The sequence below is a fragment of the Ruegeria sp. AP11 genome, from assembly GCF_056535865.1.
Map to the genome: position 1 here is coordinate 1869250 of NZ_JBQFJB010000001.1, position 23403 is coordinate 1892652.

General features: G+C 56.3%; 18 protein-coding genes. 3 read left to right on the forward strand and 15 right to left on the reverse strand.

The window, feature by feature from the left end:
• Positions 1–211 precede the first annotated feature (211 nt).
• The 5 genes from ACR3E4_RS09565 to iadA form a co-directional block, all read right to left on the reverse strand.
• Positions 212–1033 carry an ankyrin repeat domain-containing protein gene (locus ACR3E4_RS09565; protein WP_480536212.1) on the reverse strand — a complete coding sequence of 274 codons (822 nt, stop codon included), beginning with the start codon at positions 1031–1033 and terminating at the stop codon, positions 212–214.
• Between the two features lie 486 nt (positions 1034–1519).
• Complete coding sequence (locus ACR3E4_RS09570; protein ID WP_480536214.1) at positions 1520–3256, reverse strand: Mur ligase family protein; 1737 nt, start codon at positions 3254–3256, stop codon at positions 1520–1522.
• A gap of 14 nt (positions 3257–3270) precedes the next feature.
• The gene (cphA, locus tag ACR3E4_RS09575; protein WP_480536216.1) at positions 3271–6072 is read right to left on the reverse strand and encodes a cyanophycin synthetase; all 2802 of its coding nucleotides are present in this window, start codon (positions 6070–6072) and stop codon (positions 3271–3273) included.
• A gap of 20 nt (positions 6073–6092) precedes the next feature.
• A complete protein-coding gene (locus ACR3E4_RS09580; protein ID WP_170608805.1) occupies positions 6093–6983 on the reverse strand; it encodes a cyanophycinase in 891 nt (296 codons plus the stop codon).
• A 55-nt stretch (positions 6984–7038) separates the two neighbouring features.
• Positions 7039–8205, reverse strand: coding sequence for a beta-aspartyl-peptidase (gene iadA, locus ACR3E4_RS09585; RefSeq protein WP_480536218.1), 1167 nt, complete (start codon positions 8203–8205; stop codon positions 7039–7041).
• 520 nt (positions 8206–8725) lie between these two features.
• Between iadA and ACR3E4_RS09590 the strand changes: the two genes are divergently transcribed.
• Positions 8726–9277 carry a 2OG-Fe(II) oxygenase gene (locus ACR3E4_RS09590; RefSeq protein ID WP_170387162.1) on the forward strand — a complete coding sequence of 184 codons (552 nt, stop codon included), beginning with the start codon at positions 8726–8728 and terminating at the stop codon, positions 9275–9277.
• A gap of 264 nt (positions 9278–9541) precedes the next feature.
• Here the strand turns inward: ACR3E4_RS09590 and ACR3E4_RS09595 are convergent, their stop codons facing one another.
• The 8 genes from ACR3E4_RS09595 to ACR3E4_RS09630 form a co-directional block, all read right to left on the reverse strand.
• Positions 9542–10792, reverse strand: coding sequence for an MFS transporter (locus ACR3E4_RS09595; protein ID WP_480536220.1), 1251 nt, complete (start codon positions 10790–10792; stop codon positions 9542–9544).
• Positions 10793–11192: 400 nt separating this feature from the next.
• Positions 11193–12578, reverse strand: coding sequence for a M20 family metallopeptidase (locus tag ACR3E4_RS09600; RefSeq protein WP_480536221.1), 1386 nt, complete (start codon positions 12576–12578; stop codon positions 11193–11195).
• A gap of 12 nt (positions 12579–12590) precedes the next feature.
• Positions 12591–13997, reverse strand: coding sequence for an amidohydrolase (locus tag ACR3E4_RS09605; RefSeq protein WP_480536222.1), 1407 nt, complete (start codon positions 13995–13997; stop codon positions 12591–12593).
• A 20-nt stretch (positions 13998–14017) separates the two neighbouring features.
• Complete coding sequence (locus tag ACR3E4_RS09610) at positions 14018–15022, reverse strand: ABC transporter ATP-binding protein (RefSeq protein WP_480536223.1); 1005 nt, start codon at positions 15020–15022, stop codon at positions 14018–14020.
• A complete protein-coding gene (locus tag ACR3E4_RS09615) occupies positions 15019–15996 on the reverse strand; it encodes an ABC transporter ATP-binding protein (protein ID WP_480536225.1) in 978 nt (325 codons plus the stop codon). Before ACR3E4_RS09615 ends, ACR3E4_RS09610 begins: the two co-directional genes overlap by 4 nt.
• Complete coding sequence (locus tag ACR3E4_RS09620) at positions 15993–16916, reverse strand: ABC transporter permease (protein WP_170387150.1); 924 nt, start codon at positions 16914–16916, stop codon at positions 15993–15995. Before ACR3E4_RS09620 ends, ACR3E4_RS09615 begins: the two co-directional genes overlap by 4 nt.
• Positions 16913–17890: an ABC transporter permease gene (locus ACR3E4_RS09625; protein WP_480536226.1), complete on the reverse strand. Its 978-nt coding sequence runs from the start codon at positions 17888–17890 to the stop codon at positions 16913–16915. The genes ACR3E4_RS09620 and ACR3E4_RS09625 overlap by 4 nt, the downstream gene beginning before the upstream one ends.
• A 60-nt stretch (positions 17891–17950) precedes the next feature.
• Positions 17951–19531 carry an ABC transporter substrate-binding protein gene (locus ACR3E4_RS09630; protein WP_480536228.1) on the reverse strand — a complete coding sequence of 527 codons (1581 nt, stop codon included), beginning with the start codon at positions 19529–19531 and terminating at the stop codon, positions 17951–17953.
• Between the two features lie 181 nt (positions 19532–19712).
• On the opposite strand from ACR3E4_RS09630, the gene ACR3E4_RS09635 reads away from it, so the two are divergent.
• Positions 19713–20624 carry a LysR family transcriptional regulator gene (locus tag ACR3E4_RS09635; RefSeq protein ID WP_170387145.1) on the forward strand — a complete coding sequence of 304 codons (912 nt, stop codon included), beginning with the start codon at positions 19713–19715 and terminating at the stop codon, positions 20622–20624.
• Here the strand turns inward: ACR3E4_RS09635 and ACR3E4_RS09640 are convergent.
• Entirely contained in the window at positions 20621–22162 is a 1542-nt protein-coding gene (locus ACR3E4_RS09640) for a M81 family metallopeptidase (protein ID WP_480536230.1), read from the reverse strand. The genes ACR3E4_RS09635 and ACR3E4_RS09640 overlap by 4 nt on opposite strands.
• Positions 22163–22379: 217 nt before the next feature.
• Here ACR3E4_RS09640 and ACR3E4_RS09645 point away from each other — a divergent pair, with 217 nt between their 5' ends.
• Positions 22380–22814 (forward strand): RES family NAD+ phosphorylase, encoded by a 435-nt coding sequence (locus tag ACR3E4_RS09645; RefSeq protein ID WP_480536249.1) that lies wholly within the window; start codon positions 22380–22382, stop codon positions 22812–22814.
• A 93-nt stretch (positions 22815–22907) separates the two neighbouring features.
• Here the strand turns inward: ACR3E4_RS09645 and ACR3E4_RS09650 are convergent, their stop codons facing one another.
• Positions 22908–23192 carry a hypothetical protein gene (locus ACR3E4_RS09650; protein WP_480536231.1) on the reverse strand — a complete coding sequence of 95 codons (285 nt, stop codon included), beginning with the start codon at positions 23190–23192 and terminating at the stop codon, positions 22908–22910.
• Between the last annotated feature and the right edge of the window lie 211 nt (positions 23193–23403).

Here is a 23403-nt window from a genome sequence, read left to right on the forward strand (position 1 = left end):
CAGCCTCATCCGTCTGCGCTCTTTCCCCATAGCATGATCCCAACCACCGCGGCTTCCTCCTTCCGAGGTTTGTCAACGCGGGCCGCCGAAAGCTCCTGACGGCAAAGTTGCACCTCGGCCCGCATCGAAAAACCTTCAGAAATGCAGACGTTCGCTACACTTTGTCATCTCCCAGCAAAGCGGGACAAACTGGTCGCCATCCGAATTCAGCTCAATCTTTCAATGTTGCGAGATATGCAATGATATCCACGCGATCTTTTTCATTTTCAATTCCGAGCATCACTTTGGTCGTCCCGGGTAAAAACTGATATGGGCTAGCGAGATAGCTATTCAGTGTATCTGCATCCCACACCAAACCTAATTCGCGCAAATAACTTGAATAAGAAAACTCGGGATCGGACGCAGTGGGTCGTTCGAATACTCCCCAAAAGTTGGGCCCATTATCACCTGTTATCCCCGTCGACGAAGGTTTGCCGTGGCAGACTTCGCACCCCTTGGCTAGAAACTCTCCATTTGAAACATTGGCACCTTGCAACTTATCGGCAATCGGTTGGCTCTCTACTCGCTGTGGCGCTCCCGCTTCGATGAGCACCTCGGCGATTTCTATGTGCCCCGCTCTCAGCGCCTGATGCAAAGGAGTTGAGATATATGGTTCATAGCTGGCTGGATCCGCCCCAGCCTCAATGAGCACTTTTACTACTTCGATATGACCATACCCGGCCGCATGGTGGAGAGCGGTTCCAACCGTATAAATATCATTTCCCTGATAGAAAAAAATTGTGGGATCGGCACCTCGCTCAAGAAGAAGTACAACCAACTCAGTATGGCCGAATTTTGCCGCAACAAAAAGCGGTGTAACGCCCGGTGCACTTGTCATGTTCGTACTGCGAAGTTCGAGCGGCACACCCTTTTCTAGCTCCGCGAGAACGCCCTCAATATTTCCACGTTTGGCGTGAAGATGGATGATTTCCGCCAATGCCTTCTCAAACGGAAAGATGAACAGCGACAGAGTAACTATAATTAGTCGAAACATATGCGCCTCCGAATTCAACGGCTTAAGCCAATCATAAGCAGATTGAGTCGTTGTACCAAATTCTACGGAAGAAATGGGTTCCTGTGCGACGTTCGCGCCAGTTCGTCAGCTTTGTGGTCGCTCGCAAAAGAAGTATTACCACCATCGCAACGCATGATGGCTAAGCGGGCTGCATCCGCAGCAATTGAGTCAATTTATGGATGTCGGCTCGGGGTCAATTTCGAGGGCCTGCTGCTTCGCACAGAACGACAGCATTTTCCGCACTGCGGTCGTTGAGTGGAATTCACTCAAAGTCTCCACTGAGCCCAAAGTACCGGATACTGCGCAACGATCACTTGGCGGGTTCTGCACCGTAGTCCGCCTCCGATCGGTCTCAGGTCGAAGGTGCAACATTTTTGGTGCATACTTCCCTGCCTGTTTGCATTTGCGCGCGCTTACATCGCCGTGTGCTAGCTACAACTGCGTGACACCGGCACCCGGCTCTGTTTATCCGTCGAGCATCGCGAGCACGGCGTCGCGTTCGGACAGGACCAACAGCAAGGCAAGATCACCCGGTTCCAGCTTTTCCAATATCATCGAGGCAGCTAGAGAGGGCGAAGATGCTCTCAGGACTTGTTGCGCGTCATATCCCTGTTCTAAGGCGGATTTTTTGATCAGGTCCGGGATTTCTCCCAATTCGCGACCTCTTAAATACCCTTCCAGTTCGGCTGCGACGACCACGTCGGGCTGGAAATTTAACGCCGTCGCGGTAACGTCCCGAATATCCTGATCCGACCGATCGCCAGCATGGCTGAGCATAATGTAACGCCGTTTCGCCGGTAGGCTTGACAGCGCATCGCAAACGGCCGAAATTGAGTGCGGGTTATGCGCAAAATCCACAAAAACACGCGCATTATTGTAACTAAACTCGTTGCAGCGTCCGGGGTTGTCCTTGGCGTCGGGTTTGAACCCGGCCAACCCATCCCGAGCCCCCTGAACGGGCAAGTCCAGAGCCAAGGCAAGGCACAGGGCCGCCAGCGCGTTCAGGATATTGTATTTCGCAGCGCCGCCCATGGTCAGCGGAACATCGGAAACTGCAATGACTACCTGTTCGACCGCACCGTCGAAAAAGACGATATCTCCCTCCTGCACATAGGCGCAGCACTTGCCCGCATCACGCGCCTGACGGACAAGGTTGTTCTGCGCATCCAGCGAGAACCACCAGATATTTGCGGATGTATTTTCCGCTTCTGCGCGGACATACAAGTCATCGGCATTCAGTGCCAGCACGCCACCCTCGGCCAGCGTGCGATGCACGGCGAATTTGGCCTGAGCCAGTTCTGGCACCGTGTTGACCCCGTATTGCCCCAGATGGTCGTTTGCCACATTGGTGACCGCCGCTGCCGTTGCCGCGCGGGTCGGCAGACCCCGGCGCAGGATACCTCCGCGCGCGACTTCCAGACAGGCGACCTCCAGCCTTTTGTCACGCAACAGCATTCGCCCGCCGCCGGGGCCGGAATAATCGCCACGGTCGAGAATGTCGTCTCCCACCCGCACAAATTCGGTCGAGGTCAGCCCGGCAACCTTGCCCGAAGCGCGGGCGATCGCCTCAAGTAAACGGGTTGTGGTTGTTTTGCCGTTGGTTCCGGTTATGAAGGCCACCGGGATATTGTGCAGAGCCGACCAGTCCAAGTCATCGGGGGTAGGCAGCGCATCGACCGGCCAGGTCTGACTGCCAGTACCGTGCCCGATCGACACTTCGTCATCATCGCACAGGATATCCACACCATGCGCTTCTGCTGCCGCAATCAGGGCGATCAGCGCGGGATTGGCTTCCTTCTCCATAACGCTTTTGACATCCGCAACCATCTGATCGAAATCGCCGGGCTCGGATGCCAACAGTTCGGCAGCACAGAAATGCCAGACGGTTTGCACCGCGAAGATAGCGGAATAGAGCTGATCCATCGGTGCTGAAATCGCCAGATTGACGCCACCGGTGAAACTGCGGTGGGTTACGTCCTGATCCTGCCAGCCAAGTGCGTCCAGCACGCGGCGCGCGTGTTTTTCCCACAAAGCAGTGACCTGCGCGGTGCCGGTATCGGTGAAAAACACATCCATCACCGCGCCGGGGCGGTTCCACAACAGTCCCGGCCCGGTCAAGCGTCGGGCATCGTCTACCCGGATATGATCGGCGTACGCGCTTTCAATTGTCAGCGCGTTTTCAAGCTCTTCGATCCGGTCCATTCCGGTACCCCCGCTTAATCCGCGTCTTCGCTGATGTCGCGGGCCAGGCGCACGCCGCGCGCATCCCGGATCAGGTTCTGGTCGCTTTCGAACATGTCCTCGAACGAGGTGTCGATGGGGCTTGCCACCGGCGCAGCCTCTGTGACCGGCGCTTCGCTATCGGAGTTGAAATAGATGATCTGCTTCCAGCAGCGCGTTGTGTCATCACCGAAAATCACCAGCAGATCGCCCGGTGCGGCCTGTTCCAACGCTGCAGTCACCGCTTCGACCTCATCCGGGATGATCGTGATCGCGGCATCATCGACGCCGTTGTCGATCAGGGCCTGCCGCATCATTTGCGGTACTTCGTCGTGTCCACGGCCCCGGCGGCGGTCATCTGCCTTGCAGATGAAATGATCAAAATGCCCGGCCAATGCGGCGGCCCCGTCGATGATATCCTCATCGCGCCGGTCGCCGGGCATCGCAACAACGCACAGCCTTCGGCCCTTGACCTCCAACTGATCGGCCAGAGCCGCCATCGCCTTGAGCGCGGCAGGGTTGTGGCCATAGTCGAGGATCACCTTGAAGGGATGCTCGTCATAGACATTCATCCGCCCGGGTGCCTGGAAATAGCTGGTGTCGAAGGTGCGCAGCCCATGGCGGATATTGTCCAGATCCACTCCGAAACTATAGGCCATCGCGGCGGCGAACATCGCGTTCTGGACGTTGAAAATGGCCTTGCCTTCCAATGCCGCTGGGATCAGATGCGACCACAGCACCGGGATATGAAGACCGTTGTCATAAATGGTCAGCATGTCACCATTCATGCCCTTTTCAAGCACAATTGCCTTGCCGCCTGCCTTGATATGTTCCTTGACCAGGCTGTGCCCCGGATTGGTGGTGACATAAAAGATCTGATCCGCACCGGCATAGTCGGCCATTTTCAAACAGTTGATGTCATCGGCATTCAGAACTGCGGTGTCGGTGGCGCTTTCCACCACCACGCGTTTGACAACGGCCAGTTCCTCAACCGTGTTGATGCCGCCAAGACCCAGATGATCTGCCGAGACGTTCAGGCAGGCCGCTACGTTCGAGCGCTGATAGCCCAGACCCGAGCGCACAAGTCCGCCGCGTGCGGTTTCCATCACGGCGAAATCGACCGCAGGATCACGCAGCACGATCTGTGCCGACTTAGGCCCGGTCATGTCGCCCTTGACGCTCAGCTTGCCGTCCACATAGACACCATCGGTCGAGGTCATGCCAACGGTCTTGCCGCTGGTTTTCATGATGTGCCCCAACATCCTTGAAGTGGTCGTCTTGCCGTTGGTTCCGGTGATTGCCGCGATGGGAATGCGGGTTTCCTCCGTGGCCGGAAACAGCATGTCGATCACTTTGCCCGCCACGTCGCGCGGCTGACCTTCGGACGGTGCCACGTGCATCCGGAAACCAGGGGCGGCGTTCACCTCGACAATCGCGCCGCCGATATCCTTGTAGGATTTGGTGATGTCGTCGATCAGGAAATCGACGCCGCCCACATCCAGCCCGACGGCCATGATGGCACGCTCGGCCATGTCACGGTTGTCAGGGTGCACCACATCCGTCAGATCAATGGCCGTGCCGCCAGTCGACAGGTTCGCCGTCGAACGGAGATAGAAAACTTCGCCATCCGGCAAAACGGTCTCTTCGTTAACGCCCGCATTCTCCATCAGGCGGTTGGCTTGATTGTCAATCTCAAGCATGGTCAACACTTTTTCGTGCCCGATGCCACGGCGCGGGTCCTGGTTCACGATGTCAACCAGTTCGGAAATCGTGTGCGTGCCATCGCCTACCACATGGCCCGGCACGCGCTTGGCTACAGCGACCAGCTTGTTGTTCACCACCAGCATCCGGTGATCGAACCCGGTGATGAAGCTTTCCACCAGAATGGCGCGGCTGCGGGAATGTTCCTTGGCTTCGGCAAAGCCTGCCTCGACCTCTTCATCCGAGTTCAGGTTGATCGAAACACCACGCCCATGATTGGCATCGAGCGGTTTGACCACCACCGGGTGCCCGATCCGTGCGGCGGCGCGCACGGCTTCACGCGCGGAATAAACCATGCGTTGCTGCGGCACAGGCAGGCCCAGATCGTTCAGCAGATTGTGGGTGTCTTCCTTGTCGCAGGAAATCTCGACCGAGATATGCTTGGTCTCAGAGGTTATGGTTGCCTGAATGCGTTTCTGGTATTTGCCGTGCCCGAACTGAACCAGTGACCCAGAATTCAGCCTGATCCAAGGGATGTCACGCTCTTGCGCGGCCTTAACCAATGAGCCGGTAGAGGGACCAAACTCCTTGCGCTGCGCTCGCAGCACAAAGCTACGCAACTCGTCATCCCAGTTGAATTCCGGGTCGAAGTCGTAGTCCACCTGTTCCTTGAGGGATTGCGGCAATAGATGCATCAGCAGCCGCATTGCCAGCTTGCCTGCGTCCAAACCAACATCGCGCTGGCGATATTCGTAAACCATGTTGTATTGGCCGGGTTCGCCTGTGCCGCGCGTGCGGCCAAAGGTTACATCCGAACCGGCCACGTTCTGCACTTCGATGGCACAATGTTCCAAAACATGACCAAGCCAAGTGCCTTCATCTTCGCGCAATCGGCGGATGAAACCACCGGGTTCGCGGTAGGAACAGCCATGTTCCGCCAGACCGGGAAGGGCCTGGGTCAATGCATCAATAAACTCGGAACCAATTTTGGCCGAAGGCCAATCTTCCAGAACGCCCAGATCAATGACGTGGCGAATGACCGGAAAACTTGCCCAGACATTCGGGCCGACAAAGACATTGGTCGAGATTATTTTCATGAGGCTCCCCGTTGGTTAGCTTATTGTTTCCCCCCGCTGGCGGCCTCATCCTCGGACAGATCCGGCAATGTGCAGAACGCCATATGCTCATCCGGCGGAAAAGCCTGGCGAGCCGTCAGATCATAACGGCACCCTTCACCCAGAACGTCAAGCCGAAGTCCAAGAAGGCTGAGTGCTTCGCCGCGACGGGCATCCCACATCGAAGAATGGGTCAAATGGCTGGCATCCACCACGGTAACCGTTCCGCTGCCGATTACTTCAAAGACGTTATCGGGCCCAATGAAGGCCGCCGTGTCTTCGTCAACGCCCAATCCGATTAGAAAAGGGTTAAAAGATGAAGCGGTTAGCAATCGACCCAGGCGGTTGCGTTGGGTGAAGTGCTGATCAATGATGACGGCGTTGGTCAGACCCATACCGGGAGCCAGCGTGATGTTACCTTCGGCTGGACCAGAGTTGCTGCTGCCACCTGCTACCATATGCTCGGACATGATCGAAGCACCGGCCGATGTTCCTGCAACCGGCACCCCTGCCGCGTTTCGGCGCCGGATTTTCTGGGCGACCAGCGTGCCTCCAAGAATCGCTGACAGGCGCAACTGGTTCCCACCGGTCATAAAAATTCCGGTAGCACGATCCAGCATCCCCGCGTAATCCGGGTTGTCGCAATCGGCGCGGCGCGAGATAGGCAGGAATTCAACCTTGCCTGCACCAAGCTCGGAAAAGATGCGGTTATAGTCCGGTCCGGTTTCTTCCAGCATCGAGGCTGTTGGGATTACGATGATATCAGCGTCGGCACCGCCGGACAGTTCTACGAACTTTCGGTGAATCTGCATTTCCTTGACGCGGTCTTCACCGCCGCCGATCGGAATGATGAACCCGCGCGGGGTTTCTGCATCAACGGGTGCAGGGCACATATCTTAACTACCTTCCGGTGCTATAGCGGGCAGCCGCCGGGGACCGCGCGGACGCTCAAACCTGTTCATACATGCCGCGTCGGGCTATCTGGCCGTCGCGTACATGCCATTCCCCCCGGGCCATCACATGCCGCACGGCAGTGTTTTCGTCAAGAACGACCAAATCAGCGTCCATACCCACGTTCAGACGACCTTTTTGGTGCAGCTTCAGCAGGTCGGCGACATTTGAGGTCAGCGGAGCCAGAGCTTCGGGCATTGGTACTCCTTTGTTGGTGAGTTCGCGCAGCGTGTCCGGCAAAGTGTCCGACAAACCCACACCAAACCGTGTCAGATTGCCTTCATGGTCAAAGGCGGGCAGGCAGCCACCACCGTCAGAGCTGATGGTGAACCGGTCGGCGTGACCGCCCAAATCGCGAAACTGAATGTAGGCCTCAGTAGCAGAGATGCCCGGCTCGACATGTCCGCAGGGGAATGCGGTAGCGTCGATGTAACATCCGTGCCGTGCTAGCGCCACGGCCTGTTCGAAGAGTGGTTTGTTGCGATTGACATGGGTTGGATTGAAGACGCGTGCGGGGATTTCGCAGGTCGCGATAGCTTGTTCCAACATTGACAGCCCTCGCTCGCCATCTCCCATATGGCAATGCACAATCCCCGCCTTGCCAGTCATCAGGCCTGCGACATGCGCTTCGCTTGCGATCCGCAGAAACTCGTCCAATGTCGGTTGGCTCGACCGGTGATCACTGATCGCCAGTTCCCCAACACCGATGACCGGATCAAGGAACACAATGTCTCCACGGGCTGAACCGGTGAGGGTGGTCAGTGGGACGTGATAGCCACCGGTGTGACACCAGGCTGAAAGTCCTTCTTCGCGCAACCCATAGGCCTGTTGCACCAGCGTCTGCGTGTTGCGGGTCAGATCGTCCGTGCCCAATACTCCAACGACTGAAGTGACACCGGCACGCGTGAAAGAGGACAGGACAAGCGGCGGCACCCGACTGGCTGGTCCGGTTTCACCGCCACCGCCAGTTATATGCGCATGCCCATCAATAAAACCCGGAACAACCGCTGCGCCTTCGACGTCAATGATCTCTGCCTGAAGCTGTACAGGCAATTCGGGTTTATTGCTGCCGAGGTAAATGATGCGTTCACCCGCAGTGAGAATATGGCCCAAACCAACAGGTTCAGGTGAATAGAGGCGCGCATTCTTGATGAGCTTCAACACGTTGCAAATCCGTCAGTAGGAGCGAAGACGTCCTTCTTTGCACCAAATGGCAGCAGAAGAACCATCCCCTTTTTCGGGGAAAGCGTAGATGTCGGTCGTACGCCACTAGCAGACAATGAGAAAAATGAAGCGGATGGCAAGGTTGTCCGCGAAGTAGTCGTGTTTAAGGGTTGCGGCGAACGGTTGCTCCGAGCCCAATCTGTCTTATGCTGCGGAACAGCCGAATGTCCGCTTTTCTCCCGGGCGACCATCACGGTACGCGCCATCGCAATGACCTTAAGCCAGCGTGGAATAAACCTCGGCAACTCGCTGAAAGGTCCAATAGCAGGCGATAGCCGCACATCGTATACCGTTTGGGATCCGAGAACGTCTAGGGTGAATTCCAAATCCGGATTCCTGGACCCAAAACAATTGAGATTGTAGAAAAATTACGTCGCTTTCAGCCTCTTAGCTCGAAAACAGCGTAGCGCCATCTGTGCGTTTTGGCAAAATCCAGTTCCAATCAAAAATGGTGTACAGAATGCTGGAAGTTCATTCGATTCCCGGTGCATTTACCGCGCGGGAATGTGAGCAGATTGTTGCTGCATCACAAAAAGCCCCGGCGAACGAGGCTCTGCTTGTCGGGCAAAACAAGGATCATAATCTGCGCAGAGCGGATGTGACCTGGCTGGACGACGTCGAAGGCTCTGATTGGGTGATGTCACGCCTGATCAATGTTGTCCGTCGCTCCAACACCGACAAGTTTGGCTTTGATCTGAGCGAGTTCGCCGAAAGTCCGCAGATTGCCTGCTATAAAGCATCAGATGGTGGTCATTTTGCGTGGCATTCCGATATCGGCGACGGGCCTGTTGCCCGAAAAAGAAAGCTGTCGCTGGTGGTTCAACTCAGCAAACCCGGAATGTACGACGGCGGAGACTTGGAGATAATGCCGGGCGCTTATGCTGTAACGGCCAGCCGACATCAGGGCAGCGCGACCATCTTTCCCAGCTTCTTGTTGCATCAGGTGACACCGGTTGAGAATGGTGATCGGTATTCGTTGACGGTCTGGGCGCATGGCCCGACGTTTCGGTGATGATTTCCGTACTCGTTTGATTAAGAGTCCGAGACTACAAGGCTAACGGTTCCTTTCGTGTAGGAAACAGAGTCGAAAGAGTTAAGCTTGCCTTTAACACATTCGCTGAAATGGCATTTCTTGTAGTCCAACGTCTCTACTAAATCCTAGAAGCTGCACGGTACTGACGCCTGAGTTGCTTTGGTCACTCAATGGCTGGCTTCTATTATGTATCAGTCGGTAAGCGACTGGCGACTGATTTCTCATGGACTAAGTTTGGCAGGCTCACCATATCAGAAGCAACTTTGCCTGCTTCCTTTGAAGTACTTTCGACAGATATGCGTGTCTGGCCCAACCGGGGTGCAGCTTACGAGCCAGAACCCACGTCCAAAGCAAACCTGCGCCACCCGCAGCGAACACGCCAGAGAGCGGTGCAGCGAGAAGAACCAGCCAGGCGGCACCAGGTGTAATAATACCCGAAACGTCGCGAAAGCTCGAGTATATTGCTGACATCTCAGTTCGTTCGGAAGGTTTGACTGCGAGAAGGAACGGCAAACCAGCGGAAACATCGAGCAAGATCAGGAAAATCGAGCCCATCATTAAGAATGCGATTGTGACTTCAGGGATTCCGAATGGAAATCCAGCAAAAAGAAACAGCAGCCCGGACATGAGGAATCCGGTTCTGACTGCTGCGCGTACCGAACTGCGCTGCATGAAACGAAGCATCAGTGGAGTGCAAAACAGGGCGGCATTGGAAATCGATAAAGCAATCCCTCCAAGCTGGCTGCCTAGCCCGTTCTGAACCGCATAGATGGGCAGGTATACGACATAAATCCACCACCCACAGGAACGAACGACTGCGAATACCCATCCGGCAACCAATCGCGGTTGCGCAAAAAACCTCCCGAAATAGGCGAACGGATTTGCGGGAGCGCTTTGGCTTCTGGTGATGAGCCTGCCGTTTCCGAGGCGCATAACAAGAAAGATGAGCAGCATGACAATCGCCGCACCGGCTGCAATCAGGAACGGCGCAGGTCGCCACCATTCGTACAATATCGCGCCAAGTGCAGGCCCAGCCGTCCAACCCAGCGCGCTGTAAAAAAGCCGCGATGTCTCAAAACGTCCCAGTTCAATCCTGGCAACATGGTCGAGTACATAGGCGTTGAAGCACACAAATGTCGTCACAACGGCGAAAGTTGTGAGTGCGAGCCCCGCAATAACGGCAGCAGGGGTCGCAACGGTCGTCACAACCGCACCCGCGACGTACGAAAGAGTGCCGAACACATAGACCCATCTCCGTGGGACAAACCGGATCAGGTAGGGAACCAGAAGACCGATCAAGAGTGATACCGCGCCAATGGCGAAATAAATTTCGGATACAAATCGCGCATCCTTCAGCGCGTTGTACATCGCTACCGGAAAGACAGAGATCAAAATACCCCTGGCAATCGCCTCCGTTCCCGCCAGAATGGCGAATCCCCGCACGCTGGGTGCTGGCGCATGGCGAAGCCATTCTGGTATTCGACGTTCGTGCATGAGAAGTGCTCAATGGACTGGGAACTAGTCAAACCTGTTTCCTCATTTTATCTTTCCTGCCAGCGACCCGATGTCGTTTTTGCTAATCGTGCAAGTTACAAAAATTCAAAAACGGAATTTCGTTTTCTCTTTTTGGGAGCCCGCTTCGCTGGCGTTCAATTTTCAACGCTGATTACACCGAAAGGATAGCTTGAACTCGGGCTGGATTAGCCCAGCAGAATGGCCGCATACCGGAAATCATTGCTCAACCGAAAAATCTACCGCTGCGGATGCAAGCACTTTCAGTATGAGCAATAGTCGTGGCTACAAAAGTCGGTTTTGTCCGCATAGTGGTCAGTTAAAGTCGGGAGTGCGATACCCGCCCGATCCAGGTATGGATGAAAGCCTTTGTGGCGCGCGGTCAGAGTGGCCTGGCAAGGTCACCAATATCCCAGAAAAGACCGGCCATTGCCCGCAATGCATCACGCGACACCGACTTCAACACGTGTTCGTTTGGCGCGTGCTGTGAACAGCCACGATAGGAATGAGGCACCCAAATCGTTGGGAGGCCGAGCACATCGGAAAAGACCTCATTGGGCAGGGAACCGGCGAGATTTGGCAGAATATGTGGCCGCTTTCCAGACGTTTCTTCCAGCGAACGCGCGACAAACGACACCCAAGGATGCTCCGGCGATGTCCGCGTCGCATCGAAAAATCCGCGGTCGTGAGGTTTGATCTTAACGATCTGAAATCCTCTTGCATCAAGGTGGCGACGAAGGGCCGACAGGATACCGGCTTGATCGGTGCCAACAACGAAGCGGAGCTGACAGGCGGCCTTGGCATATCCCGAGATCGCGTTAACCGGCTCTTCGGGGACACCGCTTTTCATTGCGAGGATCGCAAAGCTGTTCCAGCCAAAGACCCGTTCGGCCGGTGTCAGACTTTCTTCGCCCCAGTCTTCGTCAATCTTCGGACCGCCATCTCCGCCTACCGGCAAATTGCGCAGGGTATGCCGGATGTCTTCGGTTAGGCTGGTCGGCCGCCACTCTGGTATTTGGATTTGGCCCCTCACATCGGTGATCGTCGAGAGGGCTTGCGCAAGGATCATCGCGGGGTCGGCAAGCAAACCGCCCCAGTTACCGGAATGATGCGCGCCGTCTCGAAGGTCAACGATGAGGTCGAACGAATTGCCGCCCCGTGCACCCATGAACATCGTCGGCGTGTCTGACTGAAGGCGTGGTCCGTCCGATGCGATCAGGACATCCGCGGCAAGGTTTTCTTTGTGCGTGGCGCAAAACTCCGACAGCCCCGGCGACCCCATCTCCTCACCCATTTCAATAAGGATTCGAATGTTGAAGCCGAGTGATCCACGAGCGTCGATGACGGAGCTCAACGCAGCCAAGTTGATGAGGTGTTGTCCCTTGTTGTCAGCGGTACCGCGTCCGAAGAGGCAATCGCCCTCATCCACAAGACGAAACGGGTAAAGCCCGTTGCGCCACTGATCGGTTTGGGCGCGGATCACGTCGCCATGCCCATAGGACAGGATCGTTGGGCCTGTGTCGTCCTCGATGCGTTCAGCGACAAGGATCGGACCTGCATCCGGCACAGGGTTCGGGTGGATTGCACAGGAGAACCCAAGACTGCGCAGGCGCGGAACGAGGGCTTCTTCAAGATAGCGCGGAAGTTCCGTGGCTTTCTCTGGTGTCTGGCTCTCTGTCTCATGGGCAACCAGTTCGCTAAGATCGGTTGCAAATCGACCGCTGTCAAAATATTCGGCGGCGTTGTCTATAGCAGCAGCGCGGGTCATGGTCACTTTCCCTCAGACAGGTGGGCGCACGTCTGCAGGGATCGGACATGTGTACGGTGTTTCGCCCAGATGGTCTTGATGCGTCGCGCGTGCAGCTTCAATGCGTGAGGGATCCTCAACCAGTCGACACACAGTCGCGGCCATTGCTTTTGCCGCGTAGACCATGCCTTTGTGAGCCGCGGGTGCCTTGCCTTGAGCAACTGTTTGCCACGTATGAAACGGCGTTCCTATGGCACAGGTGGCAACTCGTGCCTGAACTGTCGGAACTGCCCAACTCACATCCCCTACATCTGTTGAGCCTTCGCCACCATCGCTGTGGCGATCAAGAGGTGCGATGAAGTCGCAGAGTGCGAGATCCTTTTTGGGCTTGGCTCCGATCCGCTTGAAGGTCGTGTTGATGTCAGCCTTGGTCAACGTAGTCTGAATCTCACGGGCAAAGCTGAGGTCTGACTCGTCAAAGGCGACGGGTCCGAGTTTCTCTAGCTCATGCTGCATGGTTTCTTCCAAAGGACGGTTTCCAAGCAGGTTTGAAACGCCGGAAAAGACCTGACTTGTGACCTGCGTTCCGGTCATCAGCGCCGCACCATCTGCAATCTTTCTGACACGCGTAACCAGATCGGCGAGGTCGGGTAGCGAACTGGCGCGGACGAGCTGGCGCACCGTGGCCTTGGCCTGCACCACGTTCGGTGCAACGCCACCCGCATCGAGATAGGCGTAGTGCACCCGGGCGCTGTCGGGCATGTGCTCGCGCAGGTAATTTACACCGATATTCATCAGTTCAACCGCATCAAGCGCCGACCTACCCAATTCCGGTGCGCCAGCGGCATGGGCAGCTTTTCCATGAAAAGTGAAGTCGATCCGGGTGTTCGCGAGCGATCTGGCCTCATTCACGCCTGTGAAGGTCGCTGGATGCCACGAGATGGCCGCGTCGACATCATCGAACAGTCCTTCGCGCACCATGTAAGTCTTGGCCGCGCCCCCTTCTTCAGCGGGGCAGCCATAGTACCGCACACGGCCCTTGATGCCGTTTTCGGCCAGCCAGTCTTTCACCGCCGTCGCGGCCAAGAGTGCGGCGGCGCCCAGCAGATTGTGACCACACCCATGCCCGTTGCCGCCCTCTTCAAGTGGCTGATGTTCAGCCACACCTGGCGCTTGGCTCAGATATGGCAGCGCATCGAACTCGCCGAGGATGGCGATCACCGGACCCTCGTCTCCCGCTTCGCCAATCACGGCCGTAGGAATGCCAGCTGCATTCTCTGTTATCTTGAACCCCTGAGCGCGTAACATCTGCACATGCTCAGCGACGGACTTGTACTCGGTGTAAAGCGTTTCGGGCGTGTCAAAGACGCGATCAGACAATGCGATAAAATCATCACGATGGCGGTCAACGTGGTCCCAGATCGGATCGGCGTTTTTCAAGGGGCTCTCCAGCTTCTCGTTCAAACGGTTTCTGCGTGTTCCAGCAGGCAGGCTGTTTCGCGCCCGCCGCGCCCGGCTTTCAGTTCAGGAACGGTGGTGCGACACTCAGCTGTCGCCACCGGGCAACGTGGATGAAAGGTACATCCCGGCGGCGGATCGAGCGGCGACGGAATTTCACCCTCGATCGGCGCAAACTCGCGGCGCCGCTGATCAAGGCGTGGAGCCTCTGCAAGCAACGCTTTTGTGTAGGGATGGCGTGGGTCAGAAAAAATGTCCTCAGTCGAGGCACTCTCGACTATGCGGCCCAGATACATGATCGCCACGCGGTCGGCGATGTGTTCGACGACGCTCAGGTCATGGCTGATAAACAAATATGTCAGACCCAGTTCCTCGCGCAGGTCCATGAACAGGTTGATAACCTGCGCCTGGATCGATACGTCCAGCGCAGCGATGGCCTCGTCGCAAACAAGGAACTTCGGCTTCACGGCGAGCGCACGCGCGATCCCGATCCGCTGCCTTTGCCCGCCGGAAAACTGATGTGCGTAGCGCCGCTTGAGCGACGGGTCGAGGCCGACCTTACGCATCACGTCGTCTACGTAGTCAGCACTCTCCGCCTTGCTGACAATCCCGTGCATGCGCGGCGCTTCACCGATGATATCTTCGACACGCATACGCGGGTTGAGGCTGGCAAAGGGGTCCTGAAAAATCATCTGAATTGCGAGGGTCGCCGCGCGTTTATCGGCGCCGCTCAATGTCATGACATCTTTGCCTTCATAGAACATCTGCCCATCGCTAGCGGCGTGAATGCCGGCCACAACACGTCCCAGCGTGGACTTGCCGCAGCCAGACTCGCCGACCAATCCCAGAACCTCGCCCTTTTGGATCGACAGGTTTACATTATCCACCGCATGGACTGTTTCTTCACGGATGTTTGCGCCAAGTCGCTGCGCGATTTTCCCCGCTACGTCCAAACGCTTGGTGAAGCGCTTCGAAACGCCTCGGATTTCAACGAACGGCTCAGTCATAGCGTCGTCTCCTCGGTGCTTTGCGGGTGGAAACAGCGAAGGCGGCGGCCATCAACGTCCTTTATCGGGGGGTGTTCGGAACAAGCTGCCGTCCGGGCCTGACAGCGTGGACCAAAGGCGCACCCTTCAGGCAGGGCGAGCATGTTTGGCGTCATTCCTTCGATCTGGAACAAACGCTGCCCACGCCGGTTTGCGGTCGGAACCGATCCAAGAAGCCCAACCGTATAGGGATGCAACGGACGGTCGATAACATCGTCGATACCGCCTTGCTCAACGATCCGTCCTGCGTACATCACCGAAATCCGGTCCGCGAGCCCTGCCACAACGGCAAGGTCATGCGTGATCCAGATCATCGCGGTTCCCGTGCGTTTCGTCAGCTTCTGTGCCTCGTGGATGATCTGCGCCTGAATTGTCACGTCGAGCGCTGTCGTCGGCTCGTCGGCAATAATGAGGTCCGGCTGGTTCAAGAAGGCTGTCGCAATCGCCACGCGCTGCCGCATCCCACCGGAAAGCTGATGCGGATAGGCTTGCAATCGCTCTTCCGGCGATGGGATGCCAACCAAACCAAGCGCATCACGGCTTCTTTCCCAGGCGGTTTGGCGGCTTACGTTTTCATGGGCGAGAATGGCCTCGATCATCTGCGTATCGACGCGCAGGACCGGGTTGAGCGTCATCATCGGATCCTGAAAGATCATCGAGATTCGGTTGCCACGCAAGGTCTTGAGTCGCTCTTCCGGTGCGTTCGCGATCTCGTCACCATTAAAACGGATTGACCCATCGACGATGCGCCCGGGAGGATCGATCAGCCCAAGGATGGAAAACCCGGTGATCGACTTGCCCGACCCGGACTCACCCACCAGACCCATTACCTCGCCCTTGGAGACGGTGAAATCCACACCGTCTACGGCCTTGACCACACCCGCGTGCGTGAAGAAGTGGGTCTTCAGCCCGCTGACTTCGAGTACTTCCGTCATCTCTTCAACCTCGGGTTCAGAACATCGCGCAAATGGTCGCCAACAAGGTTGATGGACACCACTGTCATTAACAGCGCGACGCCGGGAAACACGGAAATCCAGTAGCGTCCTGAAAGCATGTACTCGAATCCATTTGCGATCAGCACCCCAATCGACGGCTCAGTCTGTGGAAGGCCTACGCCAAGGAACGAAAGCGTCGCTTCCAATGAGATCGCACTGGCGGTTTGTACCGTGCCAACGACAATCAGAGGCGCCATGCAATTCGGGAGAATATGCCGAAAAACGATCCGCGAACGCGAAATGCCGAGACATTGTGCGGCTTCAACATATTCCTTTCCACGCTCGACAAGCGCGGTCGCGCGCACCGTTCGGGCGTAGTAGGCCCATTGCGCAATTACGAGGGCAAGAATGATCTTGTCGACACCCTTACCAAGTGCCGCAACCATCATCAGCGCAACCAGCGATGCCGGGAACGACAGTTGAAGATCCACGATGCGCATAATGAACGCTTCGGTCCGGCCACCAGCGTAGGCCGCGACCAGACCGATCGCCATACCGATCAGAAGGGCAATCACTCCAGATGCAAGCCCAACGGTCAAAGAGATACGCAAACCATAGAGAATTGCCGAGTAGAGATCGCGCCCAGACCCGTCCGAGCCGAGCCACATTGTGTATCCGTCGAAGGCTTCGGAACCTGGCGGCAAGCGCCCATCCATGACGCTGACCTGACCAAGATCGTAGGGGTTCTGCGGTGTGATCCAGGGTGCCAGGATGGCCAAAAGAACGATGATCAGGAATATGCCGAGCGCCGCTGTCGCGATCCTGCTTTCGAAGAACTCGGCCCGAAATCGCTGGAACGGCGTCTCGACCTTCGGGGATTTGGCGGTGGTCAGCGAATGATCTGTGACGGTGTCGGTCATGCGCCCTGATCCTGCAAACGAACCCTCGGATCGAGGATCGAGTAAAGTATGTCGACGATCAGATTGATCAGCACGAAGAACAGTACGATGATCATCAGATAGGCGACGACGACAGGCCGATCCAATTGCAGTATTGCGTCGATCAGCAGTTTGCCCATTCCCGGCCACGCGAAGATCGATTCAGTCACCACCGAGAACCCGATCAAACTGCCGAATTCGAGGCCCATGACAGTCACTACCGGGATCATGATGTTCTTCATTACATGCACCAGAATGATGCGTCGGGTCGAAAGCCCTTTGGCCCGGGCATATTTCACGTAATCCTGCCCCATCGCTTCCCGGACACCCGCTCGGGTGAGACGGATTGCCAGCGAAATCTTAAGAAGCGCCAGGTTGAGAGCAGGCAGGAAGATGTGGCTCAATCCATCGAGCGTAAAAAGGCTGCTGTGAATCCCAAGAAACGAGCCGATATCGCCGCGCCCTGTCGCTGGGAGCCATCTAAGTTCTACGGCAAACAGCATGATGAGCATAAGCCCGACCCAGAAGGTCGGCAGCGAAAACCCGAGGATTGAGCCAGCCATGATGCCCTTGGACAGCGGGCTATCAGGATAGAGCCCGGCATAAAGCCCCAATGGAATACCAATCAGGATGGCAAGAAAGAGTGCACTGAAGGCCAGTTCCATCGTGGCAGGCATATGGTGCAGGATCAGTTTGAGCGCGGGCTCACCGAAGACGAAGCTATCGCCGAGGTCACCCTGTGCCGCACCTTTGAGGAACAACCAGTACTGTTCCCAAATAGGCCGATCCAATCCAAGCCGTCGAATGGCCGCTTCGATGTCAGCCTGATCCGCGTCGGGGCTTACCAGCATGTAGACCGGGTCACCAACGATGTTGACGCCAAAAAAGACAATCACCGACATCAGGAAGACAACAAGCATTGCTTGCAGCAATCGGCGAATGACAAAAACGGTCATGAGGACATTCCCTGGGCAAAGGCTGCGGGCCGCTGCGAAGGCGGCCCGGATGCATTGCGGTTACTCTTTCACGACGCCTGTCGCGAGAGTGTATTCGTCGGTCCGAGGGATGTAGCTCAGACCTTTTTTGGCCGCCCAGGTGTTGACCTGGAAGTGCGTCGGAATGATCGCCACGTTCTCGATCGCGCGCTCTGTTGCCGCAGCGAGCAGTTCCTGCCGCTTTGCGTCATCGACTGTTCGCAGGGCTTCTTCGATCAACGCGTCGGTTTCAGCATCCGAGTGTCGGCCACGGTTTGATGATCCAAAGCCCGCATCCTTGTCATGGGTGTGGATCAGCGATTTGAGAGGCGAAGACGCTTCGCCGGACCCTGCGCCCCATCCGACGAGGATAAAGCTGAACTCCGGCAGACCCTCTGGGCTGCCTTTGGAAGCGCGCCCAAAATATACCGAACGCGGCATGGTTTCGACGGCTGTCTTGATGCCAACACGGGTCAACATTTGCGCAATTGCCTCGGCAATTTTGGCGTCGTTGATGTAACGGTCATTCGGCCCATGGATTGTCATTTCAAATCCATCGGGATAACCGGCTTCAGCCAGAAGCGCTTTAGCACCGTCTGGATCATAGGCCACGACGTCCAAATTGTCAGACACGCCAAAGAACCCCTCGGGCAGAAGCTGACCGGCGGGCAGGGCAACCCCTTCCATGACACGCTCAACGATTGCATCGCGGTTGATCGCCATGCTGATCGCCTTACGGACGCGGACGTCCATGAGGGGGTTCTTGATATCGCCGCCACCGTTGGCCTTCACAAAGGGTGAATCCTCGCGGAATTGGTCCATGTGAAGATAGATCACTCGGTTGGACACGCCCTGGCTCAACTGGATACCGTCATTGCCCTGAAGTGTTGTGATATCGGTCGTTGGTACGCCCGATATCATGTCCACGTCACCGGCAAGAAGCGATGCAACACGGCTCGGACCGGACGTGATTGGGCGGAATTCCACCTCGGACCAGATCGGTGCATCACCCCAGTAGTCGTCGTTCCGTACCAGCACGATGCTTTCACCCGGCGTGTAACTTTGGAACTTGAACGGCCCTGTGCCGATGGCGGCCGTACCCGCGTTGAAGTCTTCCGTCGTTGCTTCGCAGCCCACTTCTGAGATCACAGGGATCGTGGAAATGTCGTTGCCCATTAACGGATAAGGTGCGGCCGTTTTGAAATGCACCGTGTAGTCATCGATTTTGACGACTTCCTTACCCTTGAGATAGGTGCCGTATCCCGATGGAGAGTTCGGTACGTCCGGCGCGCGCGCCATGGTGCAGACTACATCGTCTGCCGTAAAGTCACTTCCGTCGTGAAACTTTACGCCCTCACGCAGCTTGAACTCCCAAGTCAATTCATCAATCGGCTCCCATGACACGGCAAGACCCGGCGATAGGCGCTGCTTCTCATCTTGCGCGATCAGCCGGTCAAAGATGTGCACGGACATCGCGTTGTTCGGACCCAGGTTGTGAAAATGCGGATCGAGTGACGTCGGCTCCGAAGCGAGGCCGATCGTTAGTTTTTCGGCCGAAACAGCACTGGCGCCGAAAGCCAAAATGCTGACAGCGACGGCTGTCGCAGATGTGAGTTTCCTCATCAAAAAGACTCCCTGTTTGTTTGGCGCTTGTGAATGGGCGAATCTTTGGCCGATCCCGCGCCCTATTAAAAAAGGCTAGCTACCGCAAAAATCATTGCCAATACTTATTGCTATGCGTCTTTGCATAGACCAATCCAAGAGTTTGGATGTTCAGCCGCTCGTACCGGGGGAGTAATGTAGCATGACAGAACACAGACACAGACTGCGCGAGTTCGAGTCGCTAAGAGCCGTGATCACGACTGGGACAACCATCGGCGCCGCGCGGCGTCTCGGGATTTCGCAGTCTGCCGTGAGCCGGTCCTTATCACAACTCGAGGCCCGTGTTGGGCGATCGCTCTTTCTCCGGCGATCGGGACGTATCGACCCAACAGACGAAGCCTTGCGTCTCAACGAAAAACTGGACCCAATTTTCGAGACGCTGGCGGACATTGAGGGCGCAGAATGGGCTACTCCGGATAACGAGCCGTTACGCCTGATCGTGCCGCCGACTCTGGCACATCACTTTGTCATCTCCAGGGTGGCCAGTTTTCTCAAGAAGAATGAAGGAAAGCAGCTTCAATTGGATATTCAGGCCACGGACGTGCTGGTCGCCGGCATTCTCGACCTCCGCTATGATCTTGGTTTGACGAGTGCGATGATCCAAAGAACTGGTGTTCATCTCATGCCTTGGCGCCGCAGTCAGGTGGTCTGCGCCATGCCGAGCAACCATCCGCTATCGGAAAAACGAGTGGTGACGCCGCACGACCTTGAAGGCGTCGCGCTGATCGAGTTTCTGCGAAGGCTGGGGACGCGAGCGATCACAGAAAAGATCTTTGCGCGCGCTGGAATTCGGCCGAAACAAGTCGCAGAAACGGCAACGAACATGGCCGCACTGGAGCTCGTCCGCGAGGGTTTGGGCGTGACGCTGATCAATCCCTTCCCGTTGTTGTCGTCAGGGATGGAAGGTGTCGTCGTCAGGCCATTTGACGCCGCCATTTTTTATGACACGAGCTTTGTACTTCCATCAGGCAGGCCACCTTCTCAGCTTGCCCGCCAGTTCATGCAATTTGTCAAGTTGACGACGCCGCAGGACAAATACTCAGAGCCCGTCTAGCGCAGCATCTTAGCCGACCACGAGGTGTCGACGTCCATCGGAAAGTTCGGTCGTGGCAAATTCGCAAACGGCCAGCGGTCGTGAACTGGCGACGTAAGCCCGCCCGTGTCGACCTCAAATACCTGGTTTGGCCCAAACCAGTTGGAAAACCCGGCCCGAAAGTGGCCTCTGGATTTCACAACAACAGTCCGGGCAGACGCAATATCCAGCCCGAACATATGAAAGAACACGGGGTCGGCAGTCTGTGTGCGATCGGTGATCACCACCACGGTGATACCACCAATACGAAGCGCAGCGGATGGCCCTAGGGCCAATCTCCGACCTGCCGTCATGCCCAGTTCACCTACCACATCTCCATTATGGAGACCCAAGACCTCTGCATCCGCCTCAAAAGGCACATCCCATTGCGCCCAGAAAGCGCTGGAATCGGAAGACCGGTTGAATCGTGCCCTGAATTTGCCGCCGACACCGATGCCATGGGCTTCGTTCGCAAGTTCCGGATCACAAAAGGAACCGAATAGGCATTCTTCGACTTTTGCCGCATGAAGAGCGGCTAACAGTTCCGTCGTCCTGCCACTGCCGCCGCCACCAGGATTGTCACCGGCATCGGAGAAAATCACAGGCGTGCGCGCTTGGTCAGCGGAAATTGAGATCGCTTCCGTCACGGATGTCAGTTTCCGAACGAAATCCTTCCTCAATGACCAGGCCATGTCTGCCAATTCTTCCGCCAGTGCATTGGCCGCCTTCTGGTCCTCACGCGCGGTGACAACGATGCTCAGACCGTTGTCGGGTGTGTCGGAGAAAAGGAAATTACCGAAGATCGATACGTTTAGAATCTCACCTCGACCTTCGGCTTGTCGTCGCTGACCATGGTCGATCAGCGTGCCATACGGGTGCTCGGCACTTAGCAGGGTCACGGATGCCGGAACAAGAGGCAGTTTGACATGCGCGGTTTGGGGCCGAACGCCCGACGCCAAAACCCGGCGCAGCGAAAAGGCGGCTTCCTCGCCACGTTCTATCTGATCGACGTGAGGATTGGTCCGATAGCCGACGATCAGGTCACAGGCATTGACCATCCGTTGTGAGATATTTGCATGCAGATCGAGTGTCGCAATGACAGGTATGTCCGGTCCTACAACTCCCCGAATGCGTGACATCAACAAACCGTCGGGGTCGTGGTCATGCTCGGCAACCATCGCGCCATGGTTGCAGATGTAGACTGCGTCAACAGGGCCAGCTGAGCGCAGCATGTCTTCCGAAGTCGCTATGACCTCTTCGATTACAGATTTTCGTACTGGACCCGCCGGGTGGCTGGCTGCCAAGATACAGGGTACCGGCGTCCAGTCGCCCGTGGCATCCATCGCCCTGACAAAGGCTGCAAATTCTATTGCCAGCTTTGGTGTCGCGGATCTCGCTTCAGACATCAAAGCATCGCCTGAAAGCCATGTCAGAGACTTAAAGTCCGACAAATCAGCCGGCGGTGCAAAACGATTTGACTCGAGAATTGCGCCAAGGAGGGCGATCTTTGGAACCTTCATGCGAGAGGCCTTTGGAAATGCAACGCAATACGAGGAAACATGAGTAGGTGATTTCAATCAAGGTATCATGCGTCTTCTCTTTTCTAGGAAAACCCCTGCCGCCCTGCGTCTTTCCTATAGCGCGACGCGCAAACGATCAGTGCCACCCATTATGCTGACAGAAGTTTCCGGAGAATTCGTAAAAATTGTTTGGGCCGATGACCCAGACGTTCACCTCATGCGCGGCGCACCGGATCGCCCACCTGCCCGGTTCAATCGCCGGGGGCAGGACGCTTTGTATCTGAGCCCTGATGTCGAAAGCGCAAAAGTCGCTATTGGGCAGGACGTCAGGAAGGATGATCGCCCGCGGGTTGTGCTGACCTTCGAAGTGGAACGATGTGCGTTGTTCGATTTGCGCAGCCCCGAAGCCGCAGATATCTATGCGCTTGCCAGTCAACCCTGGCGCAAACTCGTAGCTGCCGGTAGGGATCCGTCCTCATGGTTCGCTGCTGATCGGATCAGAGCAGACGGGCATATCGGATTGATTGATCCCTCACGAAGGCGCCCGGGCCTTTGGCACATCACTCTTTTTCGATGGAACGAGGCGAGCGCACCTGGCGTATTTCGGCGTAGTGAAGTGAAACCGGTTACCGTCCTGCCGGACTATCGATGACTTTTCGCTTTGCTTTTTCCTGTCGCAGCGAATGGCGGCTTTGCGGATTGCGACCGCAGTAATGCTAAAGGCTGCTGATAATCCGTTAAGGGCCTATTTTGTTGAAAAACTCCTGTTTTGCGCAGTTCCGAGTGAAAAATTGCCCGTACAGGCCCGGAAGAATTTTTCAGCTGAGGGGTCGGCCAACATCTGATGCTGGCGGCCAGCGGCCGTCTCAAAGCCCGCCAATGATGGTGGCAGTGGACTTTCTCGATTGATCGCCGTTTCGCGAAAGTCGCCGCTTTCTGTATTTTGGAGTTTTTCAACAGTATCGGCCGTTTGTTGACGTTGAGGCTTGCGACCCGACTGTCTTGTTCGTCCCGCGCCTTTCGAGTTCATGACCCGCGCAGCGAAGGTCGGGAATGCCTTATGATACGATTCCGCCCCCTACCGGATCAGACCCCAAGAGGGGAAAAGAGCCCAAAGCGGACACATACGCATATTGAATTTCTTGGCCGTATCTACGGAAACCACAACCCATTGGGTGAATGATCACCAGCGCGATCGTCGCTTGGACTCTCCACTTCGCCTGAAAACTAGCCAACGAGAA